Here is a 22,096-nt window from a genome sequence, read left to right as displayed (position 1 = left end):
ATTGCTTGGTACAAAACAAAAGCAAATATTGGAATTCTAAAAAAACTAAGCCAAGAGAAGCTAAGTAGAGTTCCGCAAAAAAGTAGTAGATTAAGCATGGTTTTTTATTCTAATTATTAATTCTACGTATGAACGATACCAAACATTCGTTTTAGTTCATGTAGTAGAGTGTGTTTAGTCAGCCACAAAGTTAGTAACCATGCTAGCGTTACTAAAGGTATTAAAACTGAAAATGATAAAAGTATTGGAGCTTTTTCAAAATCAATTAATTGTGAGCTCAAGTAAGCAGAGCTGTAACAAGCGGTACAAATAATAATGTTAGGTACCTGCGAAATAACAAATTTACTAAGTGAAAAATCTAAGACAAACTTTAGCAGTAAAGTGGTGTAGACAAAACCAATAAATGCAACGGTAGTAATAGCTGCAGCGATACCTTGTAATCCAAATGGAAATGATAAATATACGCCAAACCCCGTTAAAATAAAGAGGACTAGATTTCTAGTAAAAAGGTGTCGCTCATGGCCTGTTGTAACTAGCAAACTAGGGCTCAGGGCATGGATGTTTCTGAAAACTCCCCAAAGACATAACGTACTGACTAAGCTAGCACTTTCCACCCATTGTTCACCAAAAAAAAGTATGATGACTGGATAACTCGCAACTCCAGCTACTAATAATACTGGCAGTAAGATAGCGCCGAGTAACTTGCTGGCATGGTAATAAGCCGGCTCAAGAGCTTGACCGAGTCGTTTTTTTTCCGCTAAAAAAGGCATGGTAACTGGACTTATTCCTTGAGTGATGGTTCCAGTCAAAAATTCAATAAACCCTAAGCCTCTTGAAAAGTAGGCTACCATTGATGGTGTGCCAAGCTTACCAATGATTAAATCTGTACTTATTAGCGTGAGTCGTTCAAATAAATTGGAAAGGGTTACAAATAAGCCAAACTTTGCAATTCGAGACATGCCGTGAAACTGCGGCCTCCAACACATGTCTTTTGTTTGATAAAGCCTAATTAAGACTATTTGCAATAAAGACTTTAAAGCAACGCCTATTGCGATAGAAAAGTAACTAAAGCCCATTGAAATAAATGTAATAGTGATAATTAATTCGAAAACTTGTGACGTTAAGCTAACTTTAACTCTACTTTTGAACTCAAAATTTCTTGCTAATAAAGCCATTCCGTTGCCAAAAAACGGTGAAACGAAAAACGATATTGATAGTAGCCATAGTAATTCTGCAATGTGATTATATTCGTAATAAATTTCTAGTGGTTTAGCCATTACTATGATGAGAAGTCCAAGGGAGCTTGTAATTAATACGTTTAGGCCAAGTGCTGATCGAATGTCGTCTTTTACTATCTCATCCTTTTTTATAATGTAACTGCTAACTCCGAACGATTTAAGTACATCTACAACCATCACCATGGCAGCCGCAATTGCATAAACTCCCAATTCTTCAGGGGTTAAAATTCTGGCTATGACAACTACCGTTATAAGATTGATTATTTTTGCTATGTAAGTCGCTACAATTGAAAATTTGAGCGCTTTGCGAACTTTTGACATATCGCTTTCTTATTTAGTTATATTGTTGAATGACTTATCACTTTATTTATGGGTAAACATAAGATTTAGATTTTGTTCGCATTTATTTTCATGTTCAATAAACCACTGTTCATCTGCATAGGTCTTCCATCGATTATGTTTGGGAGGTGAAATAATGTCACACAATTCCTTAATCGGTACATTTTCAAGGTTAACAGTGTTCATGATTTCTTTGATTGCATTGTTTGTATCTGTTGTTAAGTCTTCAAAACTAATACTGATGTCGGCATACTTTTTACCATACAGGTAAGACAACTTCCAAATATAATAAAACCTCTGATAAGGGTGGGGGGTGATTTTTTTGTCAAGAACTGGGAAATGTTTATATAAGTCTTCGCACCATAAATCCAAATAAAACGCGTCGCTATAAGTTTTTTCTATTTGATCTTTATTCATTTTTTTTTCATCAGTCAAAAAAGAAAGCCACTGGTCGCGAGGATGTCGATACAAATGTAGAATTTTTGCATTTGGAAAATGTTGCTTGACCCAAGGTAAACGAAAATCGATACGATTAAATTGTAAGATTGGTCTTTTAGGAGCTCTAGTGACGAGTTGTTCGATGTATGACTTCATGTTTATATCGACCGATGACTCATCCATTAGAAGTCGATGTTTAATCCAATCTTCATCGTAAAGTTTTTCTAAGTCTTCCATTTCATTATATTCAGACCAATAATCGTCGACACCCCTATGGGTTTGATCTACATTTTCGCCGCGAAAATTAGGATTAAACCAGCGCCTTTCATTAAACGGTTCATAGTATGATGTGCAGAGTTCAGTTTGACGAAATAGGTTCCAAAGTAATGTTGAACCGCTGCGAAAGCGACTAGTAACAAAAACGATGTCATCTCTGTCGCTGATTTCGTTAGTTACTTTGTGATTAAAGTAAGGATTTCGTGCATTTACAATCTTATTACTGGCCTTTTCAGTATCCCTGATAATTGATATCAACTTTTCTTCAACATCGCGCACACCTAAAAACTTTAGGAAGATAGAGGTTGCTTTAAGTTTAAGTATTTTTAGCATTTATGTTCCTAATGATAAAAGGCTGCTTCTATTAATTTGATTGTTTTTTGGTTAGTCTGAATTGTTCGCTCAATTCAATATGTCGTCGTAAATCACTTTCATTTTGTTGGCTCTAATTTCAGGTGAAAACTTTTCTTGGCAACGCAATCTAGCTTGTTGAGTTAAGGACTTTCTCAACGTCTCATTAACTATGAGTTGTTCAAGTTTTTCGTATATTTGTTCATTCATATACTGGTGAAAATTATTCGGTATATACTCCACGTGATAGCCTTTAAATTGCTTGATAAAATCAAACTGATCAGTTTGAATAAGTAAACCAGATTTATTTTCTTCAATTATTTCAGGTATCGCGAAATGCGCTGTTGATAATACAGGTAAACCAAAAGCCATAGCTTCTAATATCGCAAAACCGAAAGTTTCTTGATAAGTCGGCGACACGAAAATATCTGCATTAGGATATATATCTTTAAACAATTTCGGTCTTGTGACTTTGGTGTGAATAATATTGGGATTATCAGTAATTTTTTTCTGATACTTAGAGTGAAGCTTTTGATTGTGGGTATCTAGTTGTGTATTGCCAATTATTTGAAGTCTTATATTGTTGTGTCTTGTTTGCAATTGTTCAAATGCATCAACAACATTTGCCCCTCCTTTGCGGAAAAAGTCGCCAACAAATAATATAACTAAGTTGTCTTTGTCCTTTCGTGGCTGTAATTCGGGTAAGTTAATGCAAGGGTTTACTACTTCACACTTTGTTCTCAAGTCCATATCTAATTGTGCCGCATAGGTCGAGAGCGTTTTTAAACCGGCTTGGCTTTTAAAAATTATTTTCTTAAAATTATCTCGATTTAAAAATTTTTCAATTACTTTGAGGCGAATTTTTTTAGGTAATGGTAGGCCAAATAAACCAAAATTAGCTGTGCCAGAGAACTCTGCAGGCGTATAAATCCAGTTCTGTTTTGTATGTGCTGGAAAAATAGGTGCTTCAAATAAATCTACTTCTGGGTCTTCAAAGTATCTGAAAAAACCTTTCGCTGAGCTCGTAATTACTCTATCTAAAAAGTGAGGTTTTCTGTCTATAAACTTATATTCATAGCCTTGAGGCGGAAAGTTGACATATTCTTTCGAAATTCCATGTCCTTCAGTAATGCCAATTAATTTGTTCTTTTTTAACACAGATTTTAACTCCCTGTTTCAGTGAGTTGGATACAAATTTGTTGGTATTGATTGACCATACTCTGATGTGAAAATTTAGAGTTAAATATTCTTTTTGATTCGCTACCAAAAGACTCTCTTACTTGATTATGTTTGCATAAAAATAGTATTTTTTCTGCAAAATCTTTGAAATTATCATTCTTACTAACATAACCTGACAACTTATCATCAATTATTTCTGGATTACCCCCTGCATTGGTTACAACACAAGGTTTTCCTAAAGACATGGCTTCCAATAAAGTCATAGAAGTACCTTCGCTCAAGGAAGAAAGCAAGAATATATCCATCAATGCCAAATAGTGCTGAGGTTGTGGATCGTAACCAGGTAAAATAACGTTATTTGAGATGCCAAGTTGTTTAATTTGGCTTTCAATATTGTCTCGCTCTTCACCATCACCGACAATAATCAACACAGTATCTGGATACCCCTTTAGTACTAAAGCGAAAGCTTCTATCATCATTCTATGATTCTTAATTGAGTCTAAACGTGCAATGGTGCCAAGTACTTTGGTGTTTTCTGAGATGCCTAGTTTCTGTCTAAGTTCTGAGACTTTTACTGTATCTACTTCCGGCGTCTTAATGCCGTTGTAAATCACTTCTATTCTATTCTCAGGGATTCTTTCAAACTCGGCTAACGCTAACTTGGTCGCTTTAGATATTGAAGTTATACAATCTGTAATTTTACATAACCAAGGATTGATAAGCTTACGTTTCCAAGTGCTTGAATCTGGATAAAAACGGCCATGTTCAGTAAATATCACTTTGGTTTTTGTGCCTATAGCAGCGAGTACGCCATACACCCAAGGGGTATATTGATGGCAGTGTAGTATGTCTACTTTATGCTGTTTTATGTGTTTGCGAATGGCAAATATCAATGATTTATCAAAGCCAGGTTGTCGAGCTTGGCTGCTTATTGGAATGCCATTATTTTGCAGGTCTTTGCCCCATGGGCCGAGTGGCTCTTCAATGCAAAAAATAGACATGGCAAATAGCTTCGGGTCAGAGCCTTCGAGAAGGTTTTTAATCACCATTTCAGTGCCGCCTATGCGCATGTCATAGGTTAGGTGCATGACAGAAACTATACTCACGCGGCTCCTTCCTGTGATGCTGTGGTTTGTTGTTCTGCATATTTCACCCACCACATTTCAAACATCAACATGCTCCACAGTAAGGCACTGTGATCGGCACCTTCATTTTGGTGTTCTTGCCATAACGTTTGAATATAATCGTGATTAAATATGCTTTTGAGACCTTGGGCTTGGTCGATTAAGTGTTGTTCGGCTAAGTCTTTAATTTCGTGTCTGAACCAACTAGCTAAAGGCACGGAAAATCCCATCTTTTTGCGGTATAAAATTCCGTCGGGAAGCATGGGCTTGAAAGCTTCTTTTAGAATGTGTTTTTTCTCACCGTTTTTAAATTTTAATTCAGAGGGCAGGGTGGCGGCAAATTCGACGACTTCTCTATCTAGCAATGGCGCTCGCACTTCTAGGGAGTTGGCCATGCTCATTCGGTCGACTTTGACCAGTATGCCGCCAGGCAAATAGGTTTTCATATCGGTGTAGAGTATTTTGGCAAGATGATCTGGGCCGTCTGATTTTTCATAGGCATCTATGGTGATTTTGGATGGATGATAATCACCTAGTGTTGCTTTCACTTCTTGTTTAGCGAGTTTTTGCCACTGTCTGTCGTCAATCTGTGAGTTGGTGGTATAAAAACCCATTGCTGGCTCTTGGCTTAAGCTAGTAAGTAAGGACTTACCCTTGCGCCAGATGGTGGCATTACTGCCTGCTAAAAAATTGGCTAGCTTAGGGAATAGATGTTTTCGTAGCACTTTGGGAAATTTACTACGTAAGCTATTTTCAGTGGCATCTGTGGTGTATTTTTCGTAACCGGCAAACACTTCGTCACCACCGTCGCCTGCTATGGCGACTGTTACTTGCTGCCTTGCTAACTCGGAAACAAAAAAGGTGGGCACTAAAGAAGGGTCGGCAAAGGGTTCATCAAAATAACCGACTATCTTTTCTAGATTATCTGCGACATTTTGATGCACAGTAAATTCATGATGTTCGGTGTGATATTTGTCGGCTACTTCTTTGGCAAATTCGGTTTCGTTGAATTTTTTATCATCAAATCCAATGGAGCAGGTTTTTACCGGGGTATCGCTGTTCATTGCCATCATGGCTACCACACCGCTTGAGTCTACACCGCCACTTAAAAACGCGCCTAGTGGTACGTCACTCACCATACGTTGTTTGGTACAGTGGGTTGCTAAATCTCTGAGTTTTTCTGTTAAGACTGATTCACTTTCTTCACTGGTAGATTTAAACGTTACATCCCAGTACTGGGTGATTTCAATGCCATTGGTATCTACTGTCATATAGTGGCCGGGAGGCAGCTTGTGAATATGAGTGAATATACTTTTAGGATCTGGTACGTATTGGTAGGCAAAAAAGTCGTAAACCGCATCTAAGCGGATATCTTTAGGTACATTGGGTAAGGTTAAAATAGCTTTGATTTCAGAGGCAAAGGCAAACTGAGTTGCGGTTTGCAGATAATATAGGGGCTTTTTGCCCATACGATCTCTGGCTATCAGTAGTTTTTGGGTGGTGGTATCCCATAAAGCAAAGGCAAACATGCCGTTTATTTTATTGAGTAGGTTTGCACCCTCGGTAGCATAAAGGGCCAAAATGACTTCGGTATCGGTGTGGGTTTTAAAGGGGTAACCGGCAGCACTTAGTTCTGCTCTTAGTTCTTGGAAATTATAAATTTCGCCATTAAATACAATGATGTATTTGCCATCATGGGAGGTCATGGGCTGTATGCCTGCATCGGTCAAATCTATGATGGCTAATCTGCGGTGAGCTAGGCCTACGTGTTCATCAAGGTATTCGCCGCCGGCATCTGGACCGCGATGATAAATACTATCACCCATTTTTTTTAGGGTAACGTTATCGCCCATATGTCCATTGAAGTGGGTAAAACCGGCAATGCCACACATTTATTTACTTCCTGTTTTGACTGCAATTTTGTTTTAGCGTTTAGGTCACTAAAGACTAATATGTTTACGTATTTTGGGTCCTAAGGTAGTGGTGACTCCTAAGGGTAACTTTGCCCAAATTTTTTCAACCAAGCTTCTGATTTGACTAGGCTTGTTTGAGGTATTTTCAGCTATAGTGGCTTGATCTGCAACTAAGTTTGACCATGCTAGCGGGACTGGCTCTGCACCCCATTGGCGTTTAAATTTATAGGTGCCTTCGTTATAAGTCGAACGGCCAAAATCAAACTCGGTGCAACCATGCTCACTTACGTGCTCTAACAATGACCAATATAACAGCATATTTGGCGCTAACTTGTTGTATTGAGCCACAGTTGAAGCCCATGGGATCACCGCTTTAGTACCATTTAACAGCACTACGCCTGCGCCAACTGGGACTTGGTCCTTGTAGACTACCGACAAAACAATATGCTTAGCGTAATTGTTAAACAAAGTTTCAAACCATTTTTTGCTGTGTACCGGTGAGCCTAGTTTGCGCATATTGATAGCGAATATTTGATAAAAGTCATCGATGTGTTTTTGACTGTTGGCTAACTCGAAATTTAAGCCATTTTTTTCTGCTTTGCGAATTTGACTGCGTAATTTAGATTTGAATCCGGCTAAAAGTGTTTCGGCACTGCCTGGTAAAGGCAAAACCATTCGGACTTTTTTGCCTGCTAACTCAGTGCTTTCAGTTGCTGTGGCCGTGTCACGGTAATCAAAATTGGTACCTTTGGCATTTTGTAATAACGTCAGTGCTTCTGTCTGCAATGCCTCCACTATGTCGGCATTGTTGCCGAGGGCAAAACCTAAGTCACAAAATGGCAAGGCACAGTAGTTCACCTTAGCAAAAGGTTTTTGCATTTTAATACAGGGTAATACGCCCACTATCTCGTCATCATCAAAAGCGATTAAACTCACGTTTTGATGTTGGTAGGCTTGTTGGACACTTAAAGCCCACGCAAACCGATGATAGGGGCTAGCGTCTTTGTGGCCATCTACATATTCATCCCAAATAAATTGATCAGCGGCGACTGCTATTCTTATCTTCATTCAGCAGGGGTATCCATAGTCTGTAATTTTTCTGCTGCTTCAGAAATAGTGCAAAATTCAATGTCATATTTGGATTTTAATTGGGTCACCACTTTGGTGACTGCATCACTGATAAAGTCGAAGGGATCTTGATCACTCTCTAATAATCCCACTTGGTTATCCAGTAAGCTAGAGCTGTGCATATACATATGTAAAATCGGGTAACCCTTATCGATGACCTTATCACACAAGGTTAACATGTCTTCTGCCGCTGATAATTCTGGGCAAAGGTAAATTTTTCTCAATAGATTAGAATGCCAAGCGAGGCCGTTAAAACGGGTCCAGCTTAAAGGTGGTTTAGCGAATGCCACATGTACATCATTGGATAATTCAAAATTTGTACGGTTAAAGCCTACGGTAACTGGCAGTTCGTAAATGCTTTGTTGCTTGCCTTGTTTTAGAGGATCGATTAAGTCGGGCCAATAGGGCAGGGTTGGCGAGCCAACACAGCTAAAATACTCATTTTGGTAAAAAGGATACACACTTGAGTCAACGGTAATGCCACTATTGACTAACAATTCCATGACATCTTTGTTTATGCCCCACCTGCCGGTTCTAAATGATTTAGCCTTTACCCCAAATCCTGATTCAAGGCTTGCCATTAACATATCTAATTTATTGGAAACTTGCTCAACGGGTAAATTGATAACATGGGATTCGGCTTCACCAACTTGTTCATAATAGGGAGGGTTACACCAAGGATGTAAATGCGCACCAATTTCGCAGTTGCCTTTGTTGCTAAAAGTGAGCATTTTTTCTACTGCGATTTTGTTATCAGATACCGCATAGTCCACAAAATAGGTGGGTCTGATGCCCAAGTTTTCGCAGATATTATTAAAAGCAGGTAATTTTTCGATATTGTTAACATTGGCCACTTTCTGAGGGAAGGGGCCAGACCAATCCCATTCTTCTTCAGTATCTATGGTCAATACAAAAATAATCGGTTGTTTATCGTCCTTGGAATTCACTGGGCCTCCGTAGCTAAATGTTCAAACAGCTCGGTATATTCTTGTGCCATTCGATTGGCTGAATAATGCTGATATACAAAGTCTTTGGCATTCGCCGCTAATTCAGTTGCATAGTCGTGATTAAATAATAATGTTTCCCAATAGCCTTGTAATTCGTCTTTTTCACCTAGGGGAGCAAGTAGCCCCGTTTTTTTGTGCTCAATTAACTGATCGATACCTGCTATATCGTAGGCCGCTACTGGGATACTGGCGGCGGTCGCTTCCATAAGACAGCGGGGAATACCTTCGAGGGTGGATGTCATCACAAATAAATCAAATGACTTTAACAAGGACAACCTGTCATCACGAAACCCTAAAAACTCAATATGAGTTCTACTAACAAGAGTTTGACTGTATTTTTCTAATTCGGCTCGTGCATCGCCATCACCTAAAAGTACTAAACGAGTATTAGGGTGTTTCTCATGAAGTTTCTCAAATATATCCAAAATATCGAATATGTTTTTGCGGCTAATCATCTGACCTACAAAACCAATGCGTTTTTCTATTGGATTGAGTCTTTCTGGAATAGCGGTGGCTTCGACTTCTGAAAGGTCGACACCGTTTTGAATGTATAAGGTTTTTTGTTCTTTCACACCCATGCGTTTGCAGTCACGCATAAGTTGTTGAGATAACGGCACCACTTTAGTGGCATATTTCATAGCCTGGCATCCTAGCCAAATAAAAGTACGTAATTTAATGTCTTTGGCGTTTTCAAAGCCATGGGGCGTTACTACGCAGGGAACACCTGCTTTTCTGGCGGCTAATACGCCAATGATGTCGGACTTGTAACCATGAGTGTGCACAATATGAATATTCTTTTCTTTGATTAATTCAGCCATTTTAGATACGGCTGATAGGTCAAACTTGTTCTTCATATTTACAATATGGCAAGGCAATTCTAATTTTTGGTACTCGTTGACGAGTTCTAAAGGTTTCTGTTCTGGCTCCATAGTCACCGCTAAGTCGCAGCGTACTTTGGCTGTATCCAAATGTTTAGCTAAGGCCAATACCCAGCGCTCCGCACCGTAAAATCCGGTTGGACATATAAACTGCAGCACATTGATAGTTTGCGTCATAGGTGATTATCCTTAATGTGTCTTTACGCCGATGGATTTAAACAAACCTAAAACCGTACCAATTGCTCGTGCCGGAAAGTAATAAACATAAAATTTAACAATATGAATAAATTTGATTTTTTTATCTGCTAAAGCATACAGTCGCAAACTGTATACAAAAATGGGAAGTGCCGCTACTAAAAAGGCCACTAAAGCTAAAGACAACTGCCCTAAAACAAGCAATAACAAGGATATTGAAAACAGCAACAAAATAGCTGGAGGTGCGATAAAGCTCGGCCATTCTCTAAAGGGGATATTACGCCCAGAAATAGATTGTAAATTTGATTGGCCTCGCCAAATTTCTTTGTCAAACATGGCCTTATAGGCTTTGTCTTCGCCTAGATGGACATAAGTGGCGGCTGAAGTGTAATAAAGCTTACCCAGTTTGGCTGCTTGGTCGGTAAAAAAGTAATCCTCGCAGGTGATGAGATGTTCGGGAAATCCTCCAATCTTATCGAATGAGGTTTGAGTTAAAAATAAATTTCGACCAGGTAAAAAAGCGACATCAGTATCTATTTCAGCATTGCTAAGACTAGTGCGGATTTTTTCTAGCGGCGGTGCATCGTCATGACAAATTTGCTTGGCGCTACTGATAATTCTATTCGAATTCGTTGTTAATTCAGCCATCATTTGCAGTGTCCAGTTTTTTGACAGCCAGATATCCGCATCAAGAAAAGCCAAAAATTGCCCTTGAGCCTGTGTTACACCGTAGTTGCGCAGCGCTGAAATGGTGTTGTTTTCAGGACGGATATAAACCCTAAGGTTTAGCGATGGATTGTCTAGCAGAGTTTGTTTTTGTATTTCAGGTGTTTGACTGACCACTATGACTTCAATTGTTTGTAGATCACAGGATTGCTGGCTAATAGATTGAAGTGTTTGTTTCAACATTTCAAACCTTCCTTTATGGGGAATAATAAAAGATACCTGCATCTGTGTTTGTTAATCCTGTTTTTTTTGGGTTTAGGCTAAACGTTTTTTTAACCAGTCAAGTTCGGCTTTAGGCGAAAGGGTTATCAACCTCTTAGCTAATACCTTAGTTAAACCGCCAAGTAGCGTAGTTTGCTGGTATTTAGCTGTTGGCCAGTTTTTTCTGGGTGCAAAAATTACAGGGGAAGGGCGCTTTTGGAAAAACTCCATCGCTCCTTGATTTTGCATCAGCAATACTAAAATCCGTGTATAGGTTTTGGTATCTGCTTTTGTAAGTTTATCAGTAACATAGTGTTGAAAAAACAGTGCTTTGTCCAAATACTCCGCCTTTTTGTTTGGCGCAAAGTAATAAGCTCCTGCTAATACATGGGCTTTACGCAGATCTTGTGCAGTCCAAGTATCATTTGGATATTCCAAAATGTCTGGTTTTTGTAGATAAGGGTACTCATGTTCTAACATCCAGTCGCCAAAATTTAATAAACAATCTCGGCAATAATAAAAGTATTCATCAAACTCTTGTCGACTTAGTTTTACTTGTAAAAATCGACAAAGGGCTTGAAGTAGCACCGTATAAAACCAAGTGTTTTCTACATTTTCTAAGTCTCGTTCGGCCAGATTTTCATCTGGATGTAAGGTGTTTGTAAGAATGTGTTGTACCTGACTTAGGTAGTTGTGATCTTGAGTTAGCTCAAAACTATCAAGTAACGCATTGACATAATTGGCTATGCCTCTGTCTAACGGGTATTGCCCGGTGAAATGATTCTTATAACCGGCAACATGTCGGTTTTTAAATGCTAACAATAGTTCAAGGCAAGTTCCTGTACCTTCATATACCTGGGTAATCCAGTCCGCTAGTTTGAGGACTGCGTCTTTTGAACTCTCTTGGCCGGTCATGCAGTAATGTAAGTACAAACCTGTGGTATAGCAGTGCTGACCACCTGGTCCTCCGCCTCCCGCGTGGTCTTGATATACGTCATTGGCCTGATGTTTTGAGTAAGATCGGTGACTCGATGTAAATGCCTGTAAGTAATGATCGGTATGCCAAAACAAACCACCGTTATATTCGTTTTTATCTAGGGTGGTGTGGTAGATGTCTATATCTTTTACATGTGCGGCTAAGTCATCTGCCAGTTCAAACCACTTATTGTTGCCCGTGGTTAAATATTGCCTTAGGAAACCGTAGATTGGGTCATATTGGTTGTTATAGTGAGATACAAATAGGTCTTTGCCTTGGTAACCTGCCGTTTCGTGATCGGCATAAAGCTCACCAAAGTTGCGCCAGCCATATTCATCAAGAGTTTCGCGCTTAGCCATAAAACTTGACGTGCTATCTATACCCAAGTCGATAATGGATTGGAGTGTGTTTGCGTTGACGGTTTCTTTTTCAATAAAAGGGTATAAGTCACATTGATTGGTCCAATCCCAATCAATAAAGCCGCGGTTATTTAAATGAGATGAAGTTAAATCATTATTGTCGCTGTTGAGTGAAACCCAAAAGCTATGCGTTTTTTTCTCGCCACCTTGTAATTCGTGTAGATAATGAGTTGATGGAAATAATCCCAACGTCACTGTGTTGTTGGATACTGCCAGTGATTTCGGGAAATTTTGCCAAAATTGGTTGAGAGTCAATGCGAGATTGTTTTTTAATCTGACAACTGGCTTACAACGCAAGCCGGTGTGTTCATTTTCGCCATGTTTTAGTACAAAACCATTCTTGTTAATTTCAACTTGGTTATTGTGGTTAACATGGACAGGGCTTTGCCAATTTTCTCCACCACTCGAAAATTGTTCGCAGAAAAAACTCTCGGCATTAAAGCTTTGGTTATTCTGAACATCAGTAAACGTATGGTTTTTTGCTTGAAACTTTTGAGAGGTGCTTAATTTAATATCAAGAGATTTAAAATGAAATGAACCTGGATCCCCTAAATCCCACTTGCCGCCCTGATGCGTAGCTCGGTTGGTATTATGTATTTGCAGCGTAAACTTGACCAAGTCATATGGAATCAACCAATCAACAATCAGTTGAAAGCGCACTAAAGTATCTAAAAAATGTCCTTCTATTTTCAATGTTAGGGCCGAAGAAAGGCTATTTTTTAAATTATCTTGTTGTATTGCAGTGGCAGTGTCTAAGCTAGCTTTTAACGACTGTCCCTGACTATCTGTAAGTGCAAGGTCATCTGAGTCGAGTGATAAAATAGTGTTATTGTTATCATCTAAGATCGCAAGTTGATGGTTAGCTAGGTCCAAAGTTAGAGTATTGCTGCCACTCTTATAAGAGTAGTTATCAATGTCATTAGCGTTTGCTACAAATTGCTTGTTTGCATTATCAGGTGTTTCTTTTTGAGCGCTGTTAATATTCAAATACAATTGTGTTTGATTGACACGCTCAATCGTAAGTTTTGCCCATTTGATGCTGTTATCTGGCCAATACGAGACAACTTGGCAAAGAGCGTCGATTTCATTGGGAATATCTGACTGATGAGTTGGGACCGTCGTTACAGACAATTGCTCTAGTGCGAACACCATTGATTTAGGTAGAGGTACAGATACTTCGCTAACTAGTTTCTGATTTGAATCGACATTAGATTCAAATTCTATTGGCAGTTTTATGGACGGAGAATCAATCATTTAATTTCAACCGAAGGTTCGAAAATAACCTGCCAAATAATAAACGTTTCCATTTTCTCAATAGTTCTCTGAAAAGTAGTAAGGGTGTGTTGTGATAGAAACAGTATATATTTTGTTCATAAGGCTGTGCATTAGATAAAGATTTTTTGTATTGGGCTTCGCCAGCTAAAAAGTCGTAAACCTTAACTCCTTCTTTAATCGCTTGTTCAATAATCAAACTGTGAATTACTAATCCTACTTTGATGCGGTTGTCGGCATTAAAATGTAGTGCTGATAGATAAAAACTCCACTTTTCACCATAGGTCAATAAATAGACATGGCCCAGTGCAACCTCATCTTGATATAAGGTATATAACCTGCAATTTTTTTCGGAATGCGGTGCCTGAATTAGCGCTTGGTGAAAATCATAGAAACACGGGTTATCAAAGCCACTACCGTAAACAGTGGAACGCCATTTGATGCGATGTAATTCGGCAATCTGTGTAAATACTGCTTGTTTTTCTGAGGGCTCTCTTGCCAATTCAAGTCGTAGTGGAGACTGTTCATTTAAGAGTTTTATTGAGCGTTTAATATGAGAGCGAGTATTTCTTGATAGACTACTCAGATAATCCTCTAATGTAGAGCAAGTCTCTAAGTTGGCCAAATAACCGATTGATGAGAGTTCTGTTCTTCTATTAAAGCCTTCAAAGTTTAGAGTATCGATAAACTTGGGAGAACTCAGGCCTATCTTAATGTCATCTACTGTGTCACTTTTTACCAGTTCTTGACAAATTTCGTTGGTCAATTGTTGTTCATAGTTTTTGTGGAGCAAAAATGAATTATGTTCGATCCAAGTTTGGTCTTCCTTGATATTGCCGCTTTTATGTAAAAAATACTGATTGAAGCGTAACCCCAGAAATATTTTTTTGGTTTTTGTACCAAATAGCGCTAAACCGAGAGTTTCCTGGCCTTGAGAAACTTCAATGCATAAACAGTTTTTAGTGGTTAAATTTTTTTGAGCTAGCCACTGTTTTATCCAAAACCAAGCAACAAAAGCTGAAGTATTCGTCTTGTTCTGCAAAGCTAACCATTTGTGGGTTAGTTCCTCCACGTGACTATCGTTCACATAATATGAGCGAGTCTGAAAATGTAAAGAAGGCATGGGATCCGTTTCCATTTGCGACAAGTTAATCCAAGGTAGATACAAAGTTTTAATCTAATAAGGCTAACCGAATACCACTTTAAATCACATAGTAAAATCTCTAATTTGTAAAAATAGCATGGATATTAGAGAGTTAAAGCCATGTTATTTTGATTTTCTGGGCAAACTCAAGTTACATGATTCAACAAAAAAGTGGTGTTTTTCACGGCCCAACGGGTAGTATATGAACAAGTTAATAATTCAATTTGGATAGAATAATGACAAAACTTCACTTCGCGGTCATTTTTAGCGTATTTTTAATAGTTACAGGTTGTACAAAAAAAACGTCTGAAGAACATATCGCACTAGCAGAAACAAAAATTCAAGAAAACGACATTCCTACAGCCATCATAGAATTGAAAAATGCAATTAGTGCTAACCCACAAGACCCTAAATCACGTTTTATGTTGGGGAGCTTGTATGCTCAACGTGGTAGTAGTGCCGCAGCTGAAAAAGAACTGTTACGGGCTTCTGAATTGGGTTACGAGCCTAACGAAGTGTTACCAATTTTGGCAAATGTTTACAGTTTGCAGTTCAAAAATGCAGAAATTATCCAGTTGGTGGAAGAATCTAGAAACCTTTCACCAGAAGTTACTACTTCGCTATTGTTATACAAAGCTTTAGCACATTTTCAGCTAGATGAGCCCTACAAAGCTAGAAAGGCTGTGGAGGATGCCAACGAAATATCTTCAGACTCTTTATACAGTAAATTAGGTAATGCTTATGTTGATTTCAGTAACCAACAAATCGACACCTCTTTAGAAAAAATAAACGAAATATTAAAAGAGCAGCCTGATTTCGCAGATGCGCATTTGTTGAAAGGGCAATTAACTTCTGTTTCAAAAGATACCAAAACATCAGTGGAAAGTTTTGAGAAATACAAAGAGTTACTTCCTCAAACCTATCAATCTAGAGTGTTTCTAGCTAACGCATATATAAAAAACAAGCAGTTTGAAGAGGCAGAAAAAGAAATTGATGTTTTATTGAAAGTTAATCCAGAACAACCGTTTATTAATCAACTTAAGGGAGTGGTGCGATTTCAGGCACAAGATTTTAATAGTGCTAAGCAGTTTGCTGAAAAGGCTATTCAAAATGGTTCAGATGACTTACCAAACAAAATCATTGCCGGAATTAGTGCATTTAGACTGGGGTCAAACGAACAAGCCTATAAGCATATGAATTCAATCAAGGATAAATTGCCTCCTCGTCATCCAATTTTAAAAATATTGGTCGTGTTGGAATTGAAATTGGGGATAGCGAATGAATTAGGATCCACAATAACTAGTCTAGATGGGTTAACCGAGGATGATGTGATTTTGTTGTCAGCAACTAGCGCCCAGTTAATAGATGATGGACAAAGTACACAACGAAAAGCAATTCTAGAAAAAGTTGATGCAATAAAATTTAGCGACCCCTTAAGGATTGCCCAAAAAGGCATGTTGCGTTTGTCTCTGGATGATATCGATGGATTATCAGACTTAGAGCAGGCACTAGCATTAGACCCTGACCAAGACACTGCAAATACTGCATTAGCCAGAGCCTATATCGATAACGAGCTTTATGATAAAGCTATTGAGTTAAGCAAAAATTGGATCGAAAAAAAACCAGATCAAGTCTTTGGATATATTTTGGCTGCAGTTAGTTACTCAAAGCTCAATAAGACGAATCAAGCGGAAAATATGTATAATGAAGCCCTTATTCTTGATCCTAATAATATTTCTGCAAATACATATTATTCTGACAAAGCAGTGGCTGAAGGCGATAAGAAAAGTGCCGTTGGATTCCTGAATAAGGTTATCCGTTCAAAGCCAGATCATATAGATACATTAAGAAAGTATTTTGTTTTGCAAAGAGATTTGGGTAACTCAGAAGACGGATTAAGACTAATAGAAAGGGCTTATGATAATGATCCAAAAAAATTACAGCTTAGCCTTTTGTTCGCGCAAGCTCTTTTCACCCAGAGTCAATATACCAAGAGTATTTCAATTTTAGAGCAAATAACTACCGGCGAAACAACGCCAGATAAGTATTGGGTGGTTCTTAGTAACGCTTATTATCTAAATGGTCAAATTGATAAAGCCGTTAATGTTGCGGAAAACTGGGTTTTGAAACAACCTAATAATATGAATGCATATTTCCGTTTAATTACTTTACAAGAGGTAAGTAAAAACTACTCTCAGGCTTTGACTGTGGCGAAGACGGCGCAAAGCAAATTCCCAACTCAAGAACAATTTGGCATGTTTGTTACATACTTTAATCTGGTTACAGGAAGCGTAGAAGCCGCATCTTTAAGTTTCAATAACTTGTCTGAAGAAACCAAGAGAAGCGTTTATGGCCAGGGATTATTGGGACAAATATTGATAGAAAAAGGCGACGCAGTTTCTGCTTTGCCTAAATTAAAAGCGTTTTACGAGCAAAGTTCGACTCAAACTAATGCGTCATTGGTTGCCAAAGCATTTAAGGAGTTAAATCAATTTTCAGAGGCAATTACATTTTTGAAAGGACATCAGTTAAAAGTGGGTAAGTCAGTTGTAAGTGACATTCAATTAGCCGAATTAGCTATTAGTTCAAATAATTATGCACTGGCTAGCAAATACTATGAGTCGGTACTCCAAATTGAGCCTGACAATACCAGAGCCCTCAATAATTTGGCTTACATTCTAATTGAAGAAGGTAATCATGAAGCGGCTTTAGAGTATGCTAGACGTGCAGCTGAGTTGAGTCCTGAGTATCCTGCAATTCTAGATACATATGCGACTACGTTGCAAAAAACAGGGAAGTTTAATGAGTCAGTTAAAGTTTTTGAAAAAGTTTACAAATTAGATAAATCAAATATAGATGTAGCGCTTCGTTATGCAGAGGCTTTGATTGCAATAAAAGAAATGAGTTCAGCACAAAAGGTTTTAGAACAGGTCGAAGAAAAACAAGACATGTCTTTCTCAAATAAGGCAGAAATTAGACGTTTGAAAGGCAAAATATAATGTAGGTATCCGTTCACTACGGCCTTTTAATGTGCATTCTATAATAAAGTTGTGCTGTCAAATTGAATCGCTAAAACTGTAAATTTCAGATTAGTCATTTAAAGTGTCGGATTACTTTACATGTATAACCTAGGTCTTTCTTTCAACTTAATCTAAGTGGTTGATAAGTTTAGTTGTTTATTTTTTGGTCTGAATGATGCATTACTTCTTGCGATGACATTTTTATCTTGAAGCAGTAGTAGAAATAGTCAATTTTCGTTTAATAATTATTAAAGGATGGATTGTTATGAATAAATTTAAAGTTTTGTTTAGTGCTTTGTCACTATTCGCAGCTTCAAGTGTTAGCGCCGGTACATTAGTTTTAGATAGCTTTAACTATAATCCTGAGCTTAACATCGAAGCCACACCTGATGCAGGTTTTCAGGTAGCTAATGCAGTTGTAACTTCCGCTGAGACTGGGGCGTTAGCAAGCTATGAGCTAACTTGGCTTACTGGAGCTGGTGTCGATACAGCTAAAGGTAATGTATTCGGATCTGGTTCATTGTCATACGCTGAAGAGCCGCTGTCTGATGGAACATTGGAAATTTCTTATACTTTACCCGGTCTTGGTAGTTCATTAGATTTCAGTGGCTACACTGATTTCTATTTTGATGTTGTGAATATCGATGGAAGCGGCGGTTTTGACGTCATGCTTACTCTAGAAGACTCAGATGGCACAACTATTTCCGCTAGTTACACAGTTGTTTCAACAGGTGTCTTCTTAGCCAGCTTTGCTAGTATGTCGCCTGGCCCTGATTTTGACTTTAGCCAAGTTGTTTCAGCCACTGCTTTTATTGATTCAGACGGACTTGGAGATGATTTTACTTTGGATTCAGTAGGTTTAGTTCCAGAGCCATCTGCACTTGCTATCTTAGGTCTTGGTCTTATCGGTCTAGGTCTACGTCGTAGAAAATTAGTTTAATAGCTTAAACTCAAAGTTTTTGAAGCCCGCTTAAAGCGGGCTTTTTTGTGTTTGTATAGAAAGGATTCATGCACTGCGTCACCATTGTTTTCTCTATTCTGTTTTCATCGAGTTAAATATTAGAAACGTTATAAATCGCTATGATTGAAACGTTAAAGTAGCTAACAAGGCCCTAGGCCCCTGGTTTTTACCTTTAATTCCAGTGTCGATATTTTTTACAAAGTTATATTTTTTATTTATTGAAGAATTATTATGTTATTGATTTTCAAGTGAAATTAATTGTTGGCCCGCTTTGTGCTTTATTGTTGGTAAGGACATTAGCGCTGTTATTAGATAGTAGACAAGTTAAGTATGCTGTAGCTGTGTAGTGTTTAAACTCTAAATATGCTGAAAGGAAGAAAATGATGAAAAATTTAAAAGTATTACTTGGTGCTTTATCAATGCTAACACTTGGCTCTGCAAATGCGGGCACTTTAGTATTAGATAGCTTTAACTATAATCCTGAACTTAATATTCAAGCCACGCCTACTGTTGGCTCTCAAGTGGCTAGTGCAACGGTAACTTCTATAGAAACTGGTGCAACAGCAAATTATACACTTACTTGGCTTGAAGGTTTGGCAATTGATACTGCTAAAGGTAATGTGTTTGGTTCTGGTTCATTGTCGTATGCTGAAGAGCCGTTGTCTGATGGAACTTTAGAAATTGTTTATACTTTACCAGTACCTGGTAGTTCATTAGACTTCAGTGGCTACAGTGATTTCTATTTTGATGTTGTGAATATCGATGGAAGCGGCGGTTTTGATGTCATGCTTACTCTAGAAGATTTAGATGGCACAACTATCTCTGCAACTTATACTATCGCCTCAACAGGTGTTTTCTTAGCCAGCTTTGCTAGTATGTCGCCTGGCCCTGATTTTGACTTTAGCCAAGTTGTTTCAGCCAGTGCTTTTATTGACTCAGACGGACTTGGAGATGATTTTACTTTGGATTCAGTAGGTTTAGTTCCAGAGCCATCTGCACTTGCTATCTTAGGTCTTGGTCTTATCGGTCTAGGTCTACGTCGTAGAAAATTAGTTTAATAGTTTAAACTCAAAACTTTTGAAGCCCGCTTAAAGCGGGCTTTTTTGTGCCTGCTATTAAAAGTCATCTTTTTTTAACTATTTAATGCTTAACGCTTGTTAGTCATCTTGAATCGTTACCCATATTAAAATGCCTAAAAATCTAACGAGTCATAAACTAAGCGTTTCTCGATTGACGTAGCGGGAAGCCACGATGTTGCTATTATGTTGATTAAGTTAATGCTGAAAAGTAGAACTAATTTAAAAAGTTGGAGAAGATATTGATGAACGTAAATCGAACAATTATTCAAATTCGAGTAAGGTTTTAGTTGTATGTCTATTAGTCAAAGCTTCGCTAGAAAGTGGCGTGTTGACCCTCCCTATTCTTAATATCCACTGTATTTCTTGAGACGTACCTAAGTAATTTCTTTGTGCTTGTATCTGTTGTTCTAGCTTGTTCTGCTGCATTTTTGCTGCATTAGCGATATTCAAGGTTTTAAGGGGGATATTAAGCAGTTCAGCACTCATAGTTGAAGGTTGGAATACATATCCACTTTGGGAAAGAGTTAGCAAAACATGCATCATTTGTTTACATGCTATGGTTTTTTGTTCTCTGGATAAATTAGAGTGATAAGTAAAGACAAGAAAGCTTTTACTGGATAACCATAATTTTCTCTGAAGGTATGTCATTAGAAACTTTGCACCACAATATTTAAGTACAGTAAAAAGCCAATCATAGCGCTGTATCGCTTTAATAAGCAAAGCGTCGGATTTTTTTACACCTAAGTTACGCCAAGGCAACCCAGTGGGGCTTTGAGGGTCAAAAGCTACGGCATCCATAATGTCCTTGCCAAGTGGCTTAGAAAGCCAAATGGCGCTATCGCAACCAGCAAAGAAATTTAACGTTTCTTTGGGTGTATTGGTAAATAATTTACAGGTGCTGTAAGTAAGTTGTTGATTTAGAGGAGCGATAGAAATGTCTATTGTTTCTGGGCCTAAGTAGGCTCTTCTGTCGGTGAACCTTTGTTTTAAAGCACTGAATAGTGAAGTGTTGCTTGTTTGATTAGGTTGTTTATTAACAGTCGCCGAGCAAATACTACGTTTATCTTCGTAGGGTGAGAAGTTTTCAAAATCAAATGCTAACTCGCAACTGTAGAAGTATTCGTTAAGTGAAACGTCTAAGTATTCTAATAAACTGCCAAGCGTTAGCAGTATTGTATAATCGTCATATACAAACGTATGTTTGGCTTGCTGGGCAATATAGTCAATATGAAAAGTTTGAGTAGCGACATTAAAGCGATATCTAAAAGGCTGACAATTATCACCACTCATATAGAAGCGTGCAGTATCAATTACTTTAGTCGCTAATTGTTTGTCCATTATTTCTCCGCTAGTCAGACAATACGATCTTTTTGGCAATATGAAATTTGAGTTTTTGCCATAAGCCTCTATTCCCGAATGGACACCAAGTTTTTACCATTTTATTTTTATAGGCGTCAAAATGTATTCCGAACGGCGCGGCGATGACCTTGCCACGATTCAAAAGAATTTTTAACACATAAGTGCCAGCCATACCGGCGCAGAAATCGACAGACATGGGGGTAGAGGGGCCTTTTCTTGCTTTGAAGTCAGCTTTGCTTTCGTCCACTAGATAGGAGCGCTGTAACATGCTGGGAGACAATCCTATTAAAAACTGGATGAATTGTTCATCTTCAGATTTTGCATCTTCAAAGCGAAAATACTCCTCGAAATTCATTTGTCCTGGTTGAAAACAAACAAACGCAACCCCCATTCCAAGCGGTGCGGCAATAACGACTGGGATCCCTTTCTCGTTGCATTTTCTTAAAACAGTTTTTCTCGCTTCTAAAGCAAAAAAATCTAGGCTATCAACATAGATATCAACACCTTCAAGAAATGCGTCAATGTTGTGTTCAAATACCCCTTCCGGAAAAGTTGTAATCTTACTTTCTGGGTTGATGTCTTTTGCCATTTTTTCCATTACAGCGCATTTTTCTTTACCTAAGGTAGACATGAAAGCGCCAGCTTGGCGGTTGAAGTTATGCACTTCAAACTCATCGAAATCAGATATGTTGAAATTAGAAATGCCAAGTCTTGTTAGTGTAAGAAGGTGCACCCCTCCAACACCACCACACCCTGCTATAGCAACTTTTTTATTTCTGAGTAATTGTTGTTCCGCATCTGTTATCCAGCCAATATTTCTAGAGAACGCGTTTTCATAATTGAAATTTGACACTTCTGGTACCTCCTTGCTAA

Annotated in this window: 16 protein-coding genes; 3 read left to right on the top strand and 13 right to left on the bottom strand. The window is 38.2% G+C overall.

Features of this window, described 5'->3' with window-relative positions; genetic code table 11:
• Positions 1-122: 122 nt before the first annotated feature.
• The 11 genes from KO534_RS20380 to KO534_RS20330 form a co-directional block, all read right to left on the bottom strand.
• On the bottom strand, positions 123-1,559 hold the full coding sequence (locus tag KO534_RS20380; RefSeq protein WP_215932717.1) for an oligosaccharide flippase family protein: 1,437 nt from the start codon (positions 1,557-1,559) through the stop codon (positions 123-125).
• Positions 1,560-1,601: 42 nt separating this feature from the next.
• Positions 1,602-2,624, bottom strand: coding sequence for a sulfotransferase (locus KO534_RS20375; protein ID WP_215932715.1), 1,023 nt, complete (start codon positions 2,622-2,624; stop codon positions 1,602-1,604).
• Positions 2,625-2,693: 69 nt separating this feature from the next.
• Positions 2,694-3,800 (bottom strand): glycosyltransferase family 4 protein, encoded by a 1,107-nt coding sequence (locus KO534_RS23805; RefSeq protein ID WP_215932712.1) that lies wholly within the window; start codon positions 3,798-3,800, stop codon positions 2,694-2,696.
• 5 nt (positions 3,801-3,805) lie between these two features.
• Positions 3,806-4,927 carry a glycosyltransferase gene (locus KO534_RS20365; protein ID WP_354667966.1) on the bottom strand — a complete coding sequence of 374 codons (1,122 nt, stop codon included), beginning with the start codon at positions 4,925-4,927 and terminating at the stop codon, positions 3,806-3,808.
• Complete coding sequence (asnB, locus tag KO534_RS20360) at positions 4,924-6,837, bottom strand: asparagine synthase (glutamine-hydrolyzing) (protein WP_215932710.1); 1,914 nt, start codon at positions 6,835-6,837, stop codon at positions 4,924-4,926. Before asnB ends, KO534_RS20365 begins: the two co-directional genes overlap by 4 nt.
• Before the next feature lie 48 nt (positions 6,838-6,885).
• A complete protein-coding gene (locus KO534_RS20355; protein ID WP_215932708.1) occupies positions 6,886-7,926 on the bottom strand; it encodes a FemAB family XrtA/PEP-CTERM system-associated protein in 1,041 nt (346 codons plus the stop codon).
• Positions 7,923-8,933, bottom strand: coding sequence for a polysaccharide deacetylase family protein (locus KO534_RS20350; protein WP_215932706.1), 1,011 nt, complete (start codon positions 8,931-8,933; stop codon positions 7,923-7,925). Before KO534_RS20350 ends, KO534_RS20355 begins: the two co-directional genes overlap by 4 nt.
• Positions 8,930-10,048: a glycosyltransferase gene (locus KO534_RS20345; protein ID WP_215932704.1), complete on the bottom strand. Its 1,119-nt coding sequence runs from the start codon at positions 10,046-10,048 to the stop codon at positions 8,930-8,932. The genes KO534_RS20350 and KO534_RS20345 overlap by 4 nt, the downstream gene beginning before the upstream one ends.
• Positions 10,049-10,060: 12 nt before the next feature.
• Positions 10,061-11,017 (bottom strand): glycosyltransferase, encoded by a 957-nt coding sequence (locus tag KO534_RS20340; RefSeq protein WP_215932702.1) that lies wholly within the window; start codon positions 11,015-11,017, stop codon positions 10,061-10,063.
• A 30-nt stretch (positions 11,018-11,047) separates the two neighbouring features.
• On the bottom strand, positions 11,048-13,642 hold the full coding sequence (locus tag KO534_RS20335; protein WP_215932699.1) for a hypothetical protein: 2,595 nt from the start codon (positions 13,640-13,642) through the stop codon (positions 11,048-11,050).
• Complete coding sequence (locus tag KO534_RS20330; RefSeq protein ID WP_252732291.1) at positions 13,635-14,783, bottom strand: GNAT family N-acetyltransferase; 1,149 nt, start codon at positions 14,781-14,783, stop codon at positions 13,635-13,637. The genes KO534_RS20335 and KO534_RS20330 overlap by 8 nt, the downstream gene beginning before the upstream one ends.
• Positions 14,784-15,040: 257 nt before the next feature.
• On the opposite strand from KO534_RS20330, the gene prsT reads away from it, so the two are divergent.
• The 3 genes from prsT (at position 15,041) to KO534_RS20315 (ending at position 19,843) form a co-directional block, all read left to right on the top strand.
• On the top strand, positions 15,041-17,803 hold the full coding sequence (gene prsT / locus KO534_RS20325; protein WP_215932697.1) for an XrtA/PEP-CTERM system TPR-repeat protein PrsT: 2,763 nt from the start codon (positions 15,041-15,043) through the stop codon (positions 17,801-17,803).
• Between the two features lie 286 nt (positions 17,804-18,089).
• A complete protein-coding gene (locus KO534_RS20320; protein WP_215932695.1) occupies positions 18,090-18,764 on the top strand; it encodes a PEP-CTERM sorting domain-containing protein in 675 nt (224 codons plus the stop codon).
• 401 nt (positions 18,765-19,165) lie between these two features.
• Positions 19,166-19,843 carry a PEP-CTERM sorting domain-containing protein gene (locus KO534_RS20315; protein WP_215932693.1) on the top strand — a complete coding sequence of 226 codons (678 nt, stop codon included), beginning with the start codon at positions 19,166-19,168 and terminating at the stop codon, positions 19,841-19,843.
• A 282-nt stretch (positions 19,844-20,125) separates the two neighbouring features.
• Here KO534_RS20315 and KO534_RS20310 read toward each other — a convergent pair whose 3' ends face one another.
• Together KO534_RS20310 and KO534_RS20305 are read right to left on the bottom strand one after the other, a co-directional pair.
• Positions 20,126-21,202 (bottom strand): hypothetical protein, encoded by a 1,077-nt coding sequence (locus tag KO534_RS20310; RefSeq protein ID WP_215932691.1) that lies wholly within the window; start codon positions 21,200-21,202, stop codon positions 20,126-20,128.
• Between the two features lie 10 nt (positions 21,203-21,212).
• Positions 21,213-22,076, bottom strand: a complete 864-nt coding sequence (locus KO534_RS20305) for a ThiF family adenylyltransferase (protein ID WP_215932689.1) — start codon at positions 22,074-22,076, stop codon at positions 21,213-21,215.
• Positions 22,077-22,096 lie beyond the last annotated feature (20 nt).

Origin of the sequence: Paraglaciecola arctica (assembly GCF_018861065.1) — a bacterium.
Lineage (GTDB): Bacteria > Pseudomonadota > Gammaproteobacteria > Enterobacterales > Alteromonadaceae > Paraglaciecola > Paraglaciecola arctica_B.
Note: the sequence above shows the minus strand (reverse complement) of the source record. Positions and strands in the feature narration are given on the sequence as shown.

Bases quoted from the DNA above. Each gene is read 5' to 3' on its own strand.
- prsT (WP_215932697.1), top strand. From the start codon at position 15,041: ATGACAAAACTTCACTTCGCGGTCATTTTTAGCGTATTTTTAATAGTT.
- KO534_RS20320 (WP_215932695.1), top strand. From the start codon at position 18,090: ATGAATAAATTTAAAGTTTTGTTTAGTGCTTTGTCACTATTCGCAGCT.
- KO534_RS20330 (WP_252732291.1), bottom strand. From the start codon at position 14,783: ATGCCTTCTTTACATTTTCAGACTCGCTCATATTATGTGAACGATAGT.
- KO534_RS20315 (WP_215932693.1), top strand. From the start codon at position 19,166: ATGATGAAAAATTTAAAAGTATTACTTGGTGCTTTATCAATGCTAACA.
- KO534_RS20310 (WP_215932691.1), bottom strand. From the start codon at position 21,202: ATGGACAAACAATTAGCGACTAAAGTAATTGATACTGCACGCTTCTAT.
- KO534_RS20335 (WP_215932699.1), bottom strand. From the start codon at position 13,642: ATGATTGATTCTCCGTCCATAAAACTGCCAATAGAATTTGAATCTAAT.
- KO534_RS20340 (WP_215932702.1), bottom strand. From the start codon at position 11,017: ATGCAGGTATCTTTTATTATTCCCCATAAAGGAAGGTTTGAAATGTTG.
- KO534_RS20355 (WP_215932708.1), bottom strand. From the start codon at position 7,926: ATGAAGATAAGAATAGCAGTCGCCGCTGATCAATTTATTTGGGATGAA.
- KO534_RS20380 (WP_215932717.1), bottom strand. From the start codon at position 1,559: ATGTCAAAAGTTCGCAAAGCGCTCAAATTTTCAATTGTAGCGACTTAC.
- KO534_RS20375 (WP_215932715.1), bottom strand. From the start codon at position 2,624: ATGCTAAAAATACTTAAACTTAAAGCAACCTCTATCTTCCTAAAGTTT.
- KO534_RS20345 (WP_215932704.1), bottom strand. From the start codon at position 10,048: ATGACGCAAACTATCAATGTGCTGCAGTTTATATGTCCAACCGGATTT.
- asnB (WP_215932710.1), bottom strand. From the start codon at position 6,837: ATGTGTGGCATTGCCGGTTTTACCCACTTCAATGGACATATGGGCGAT.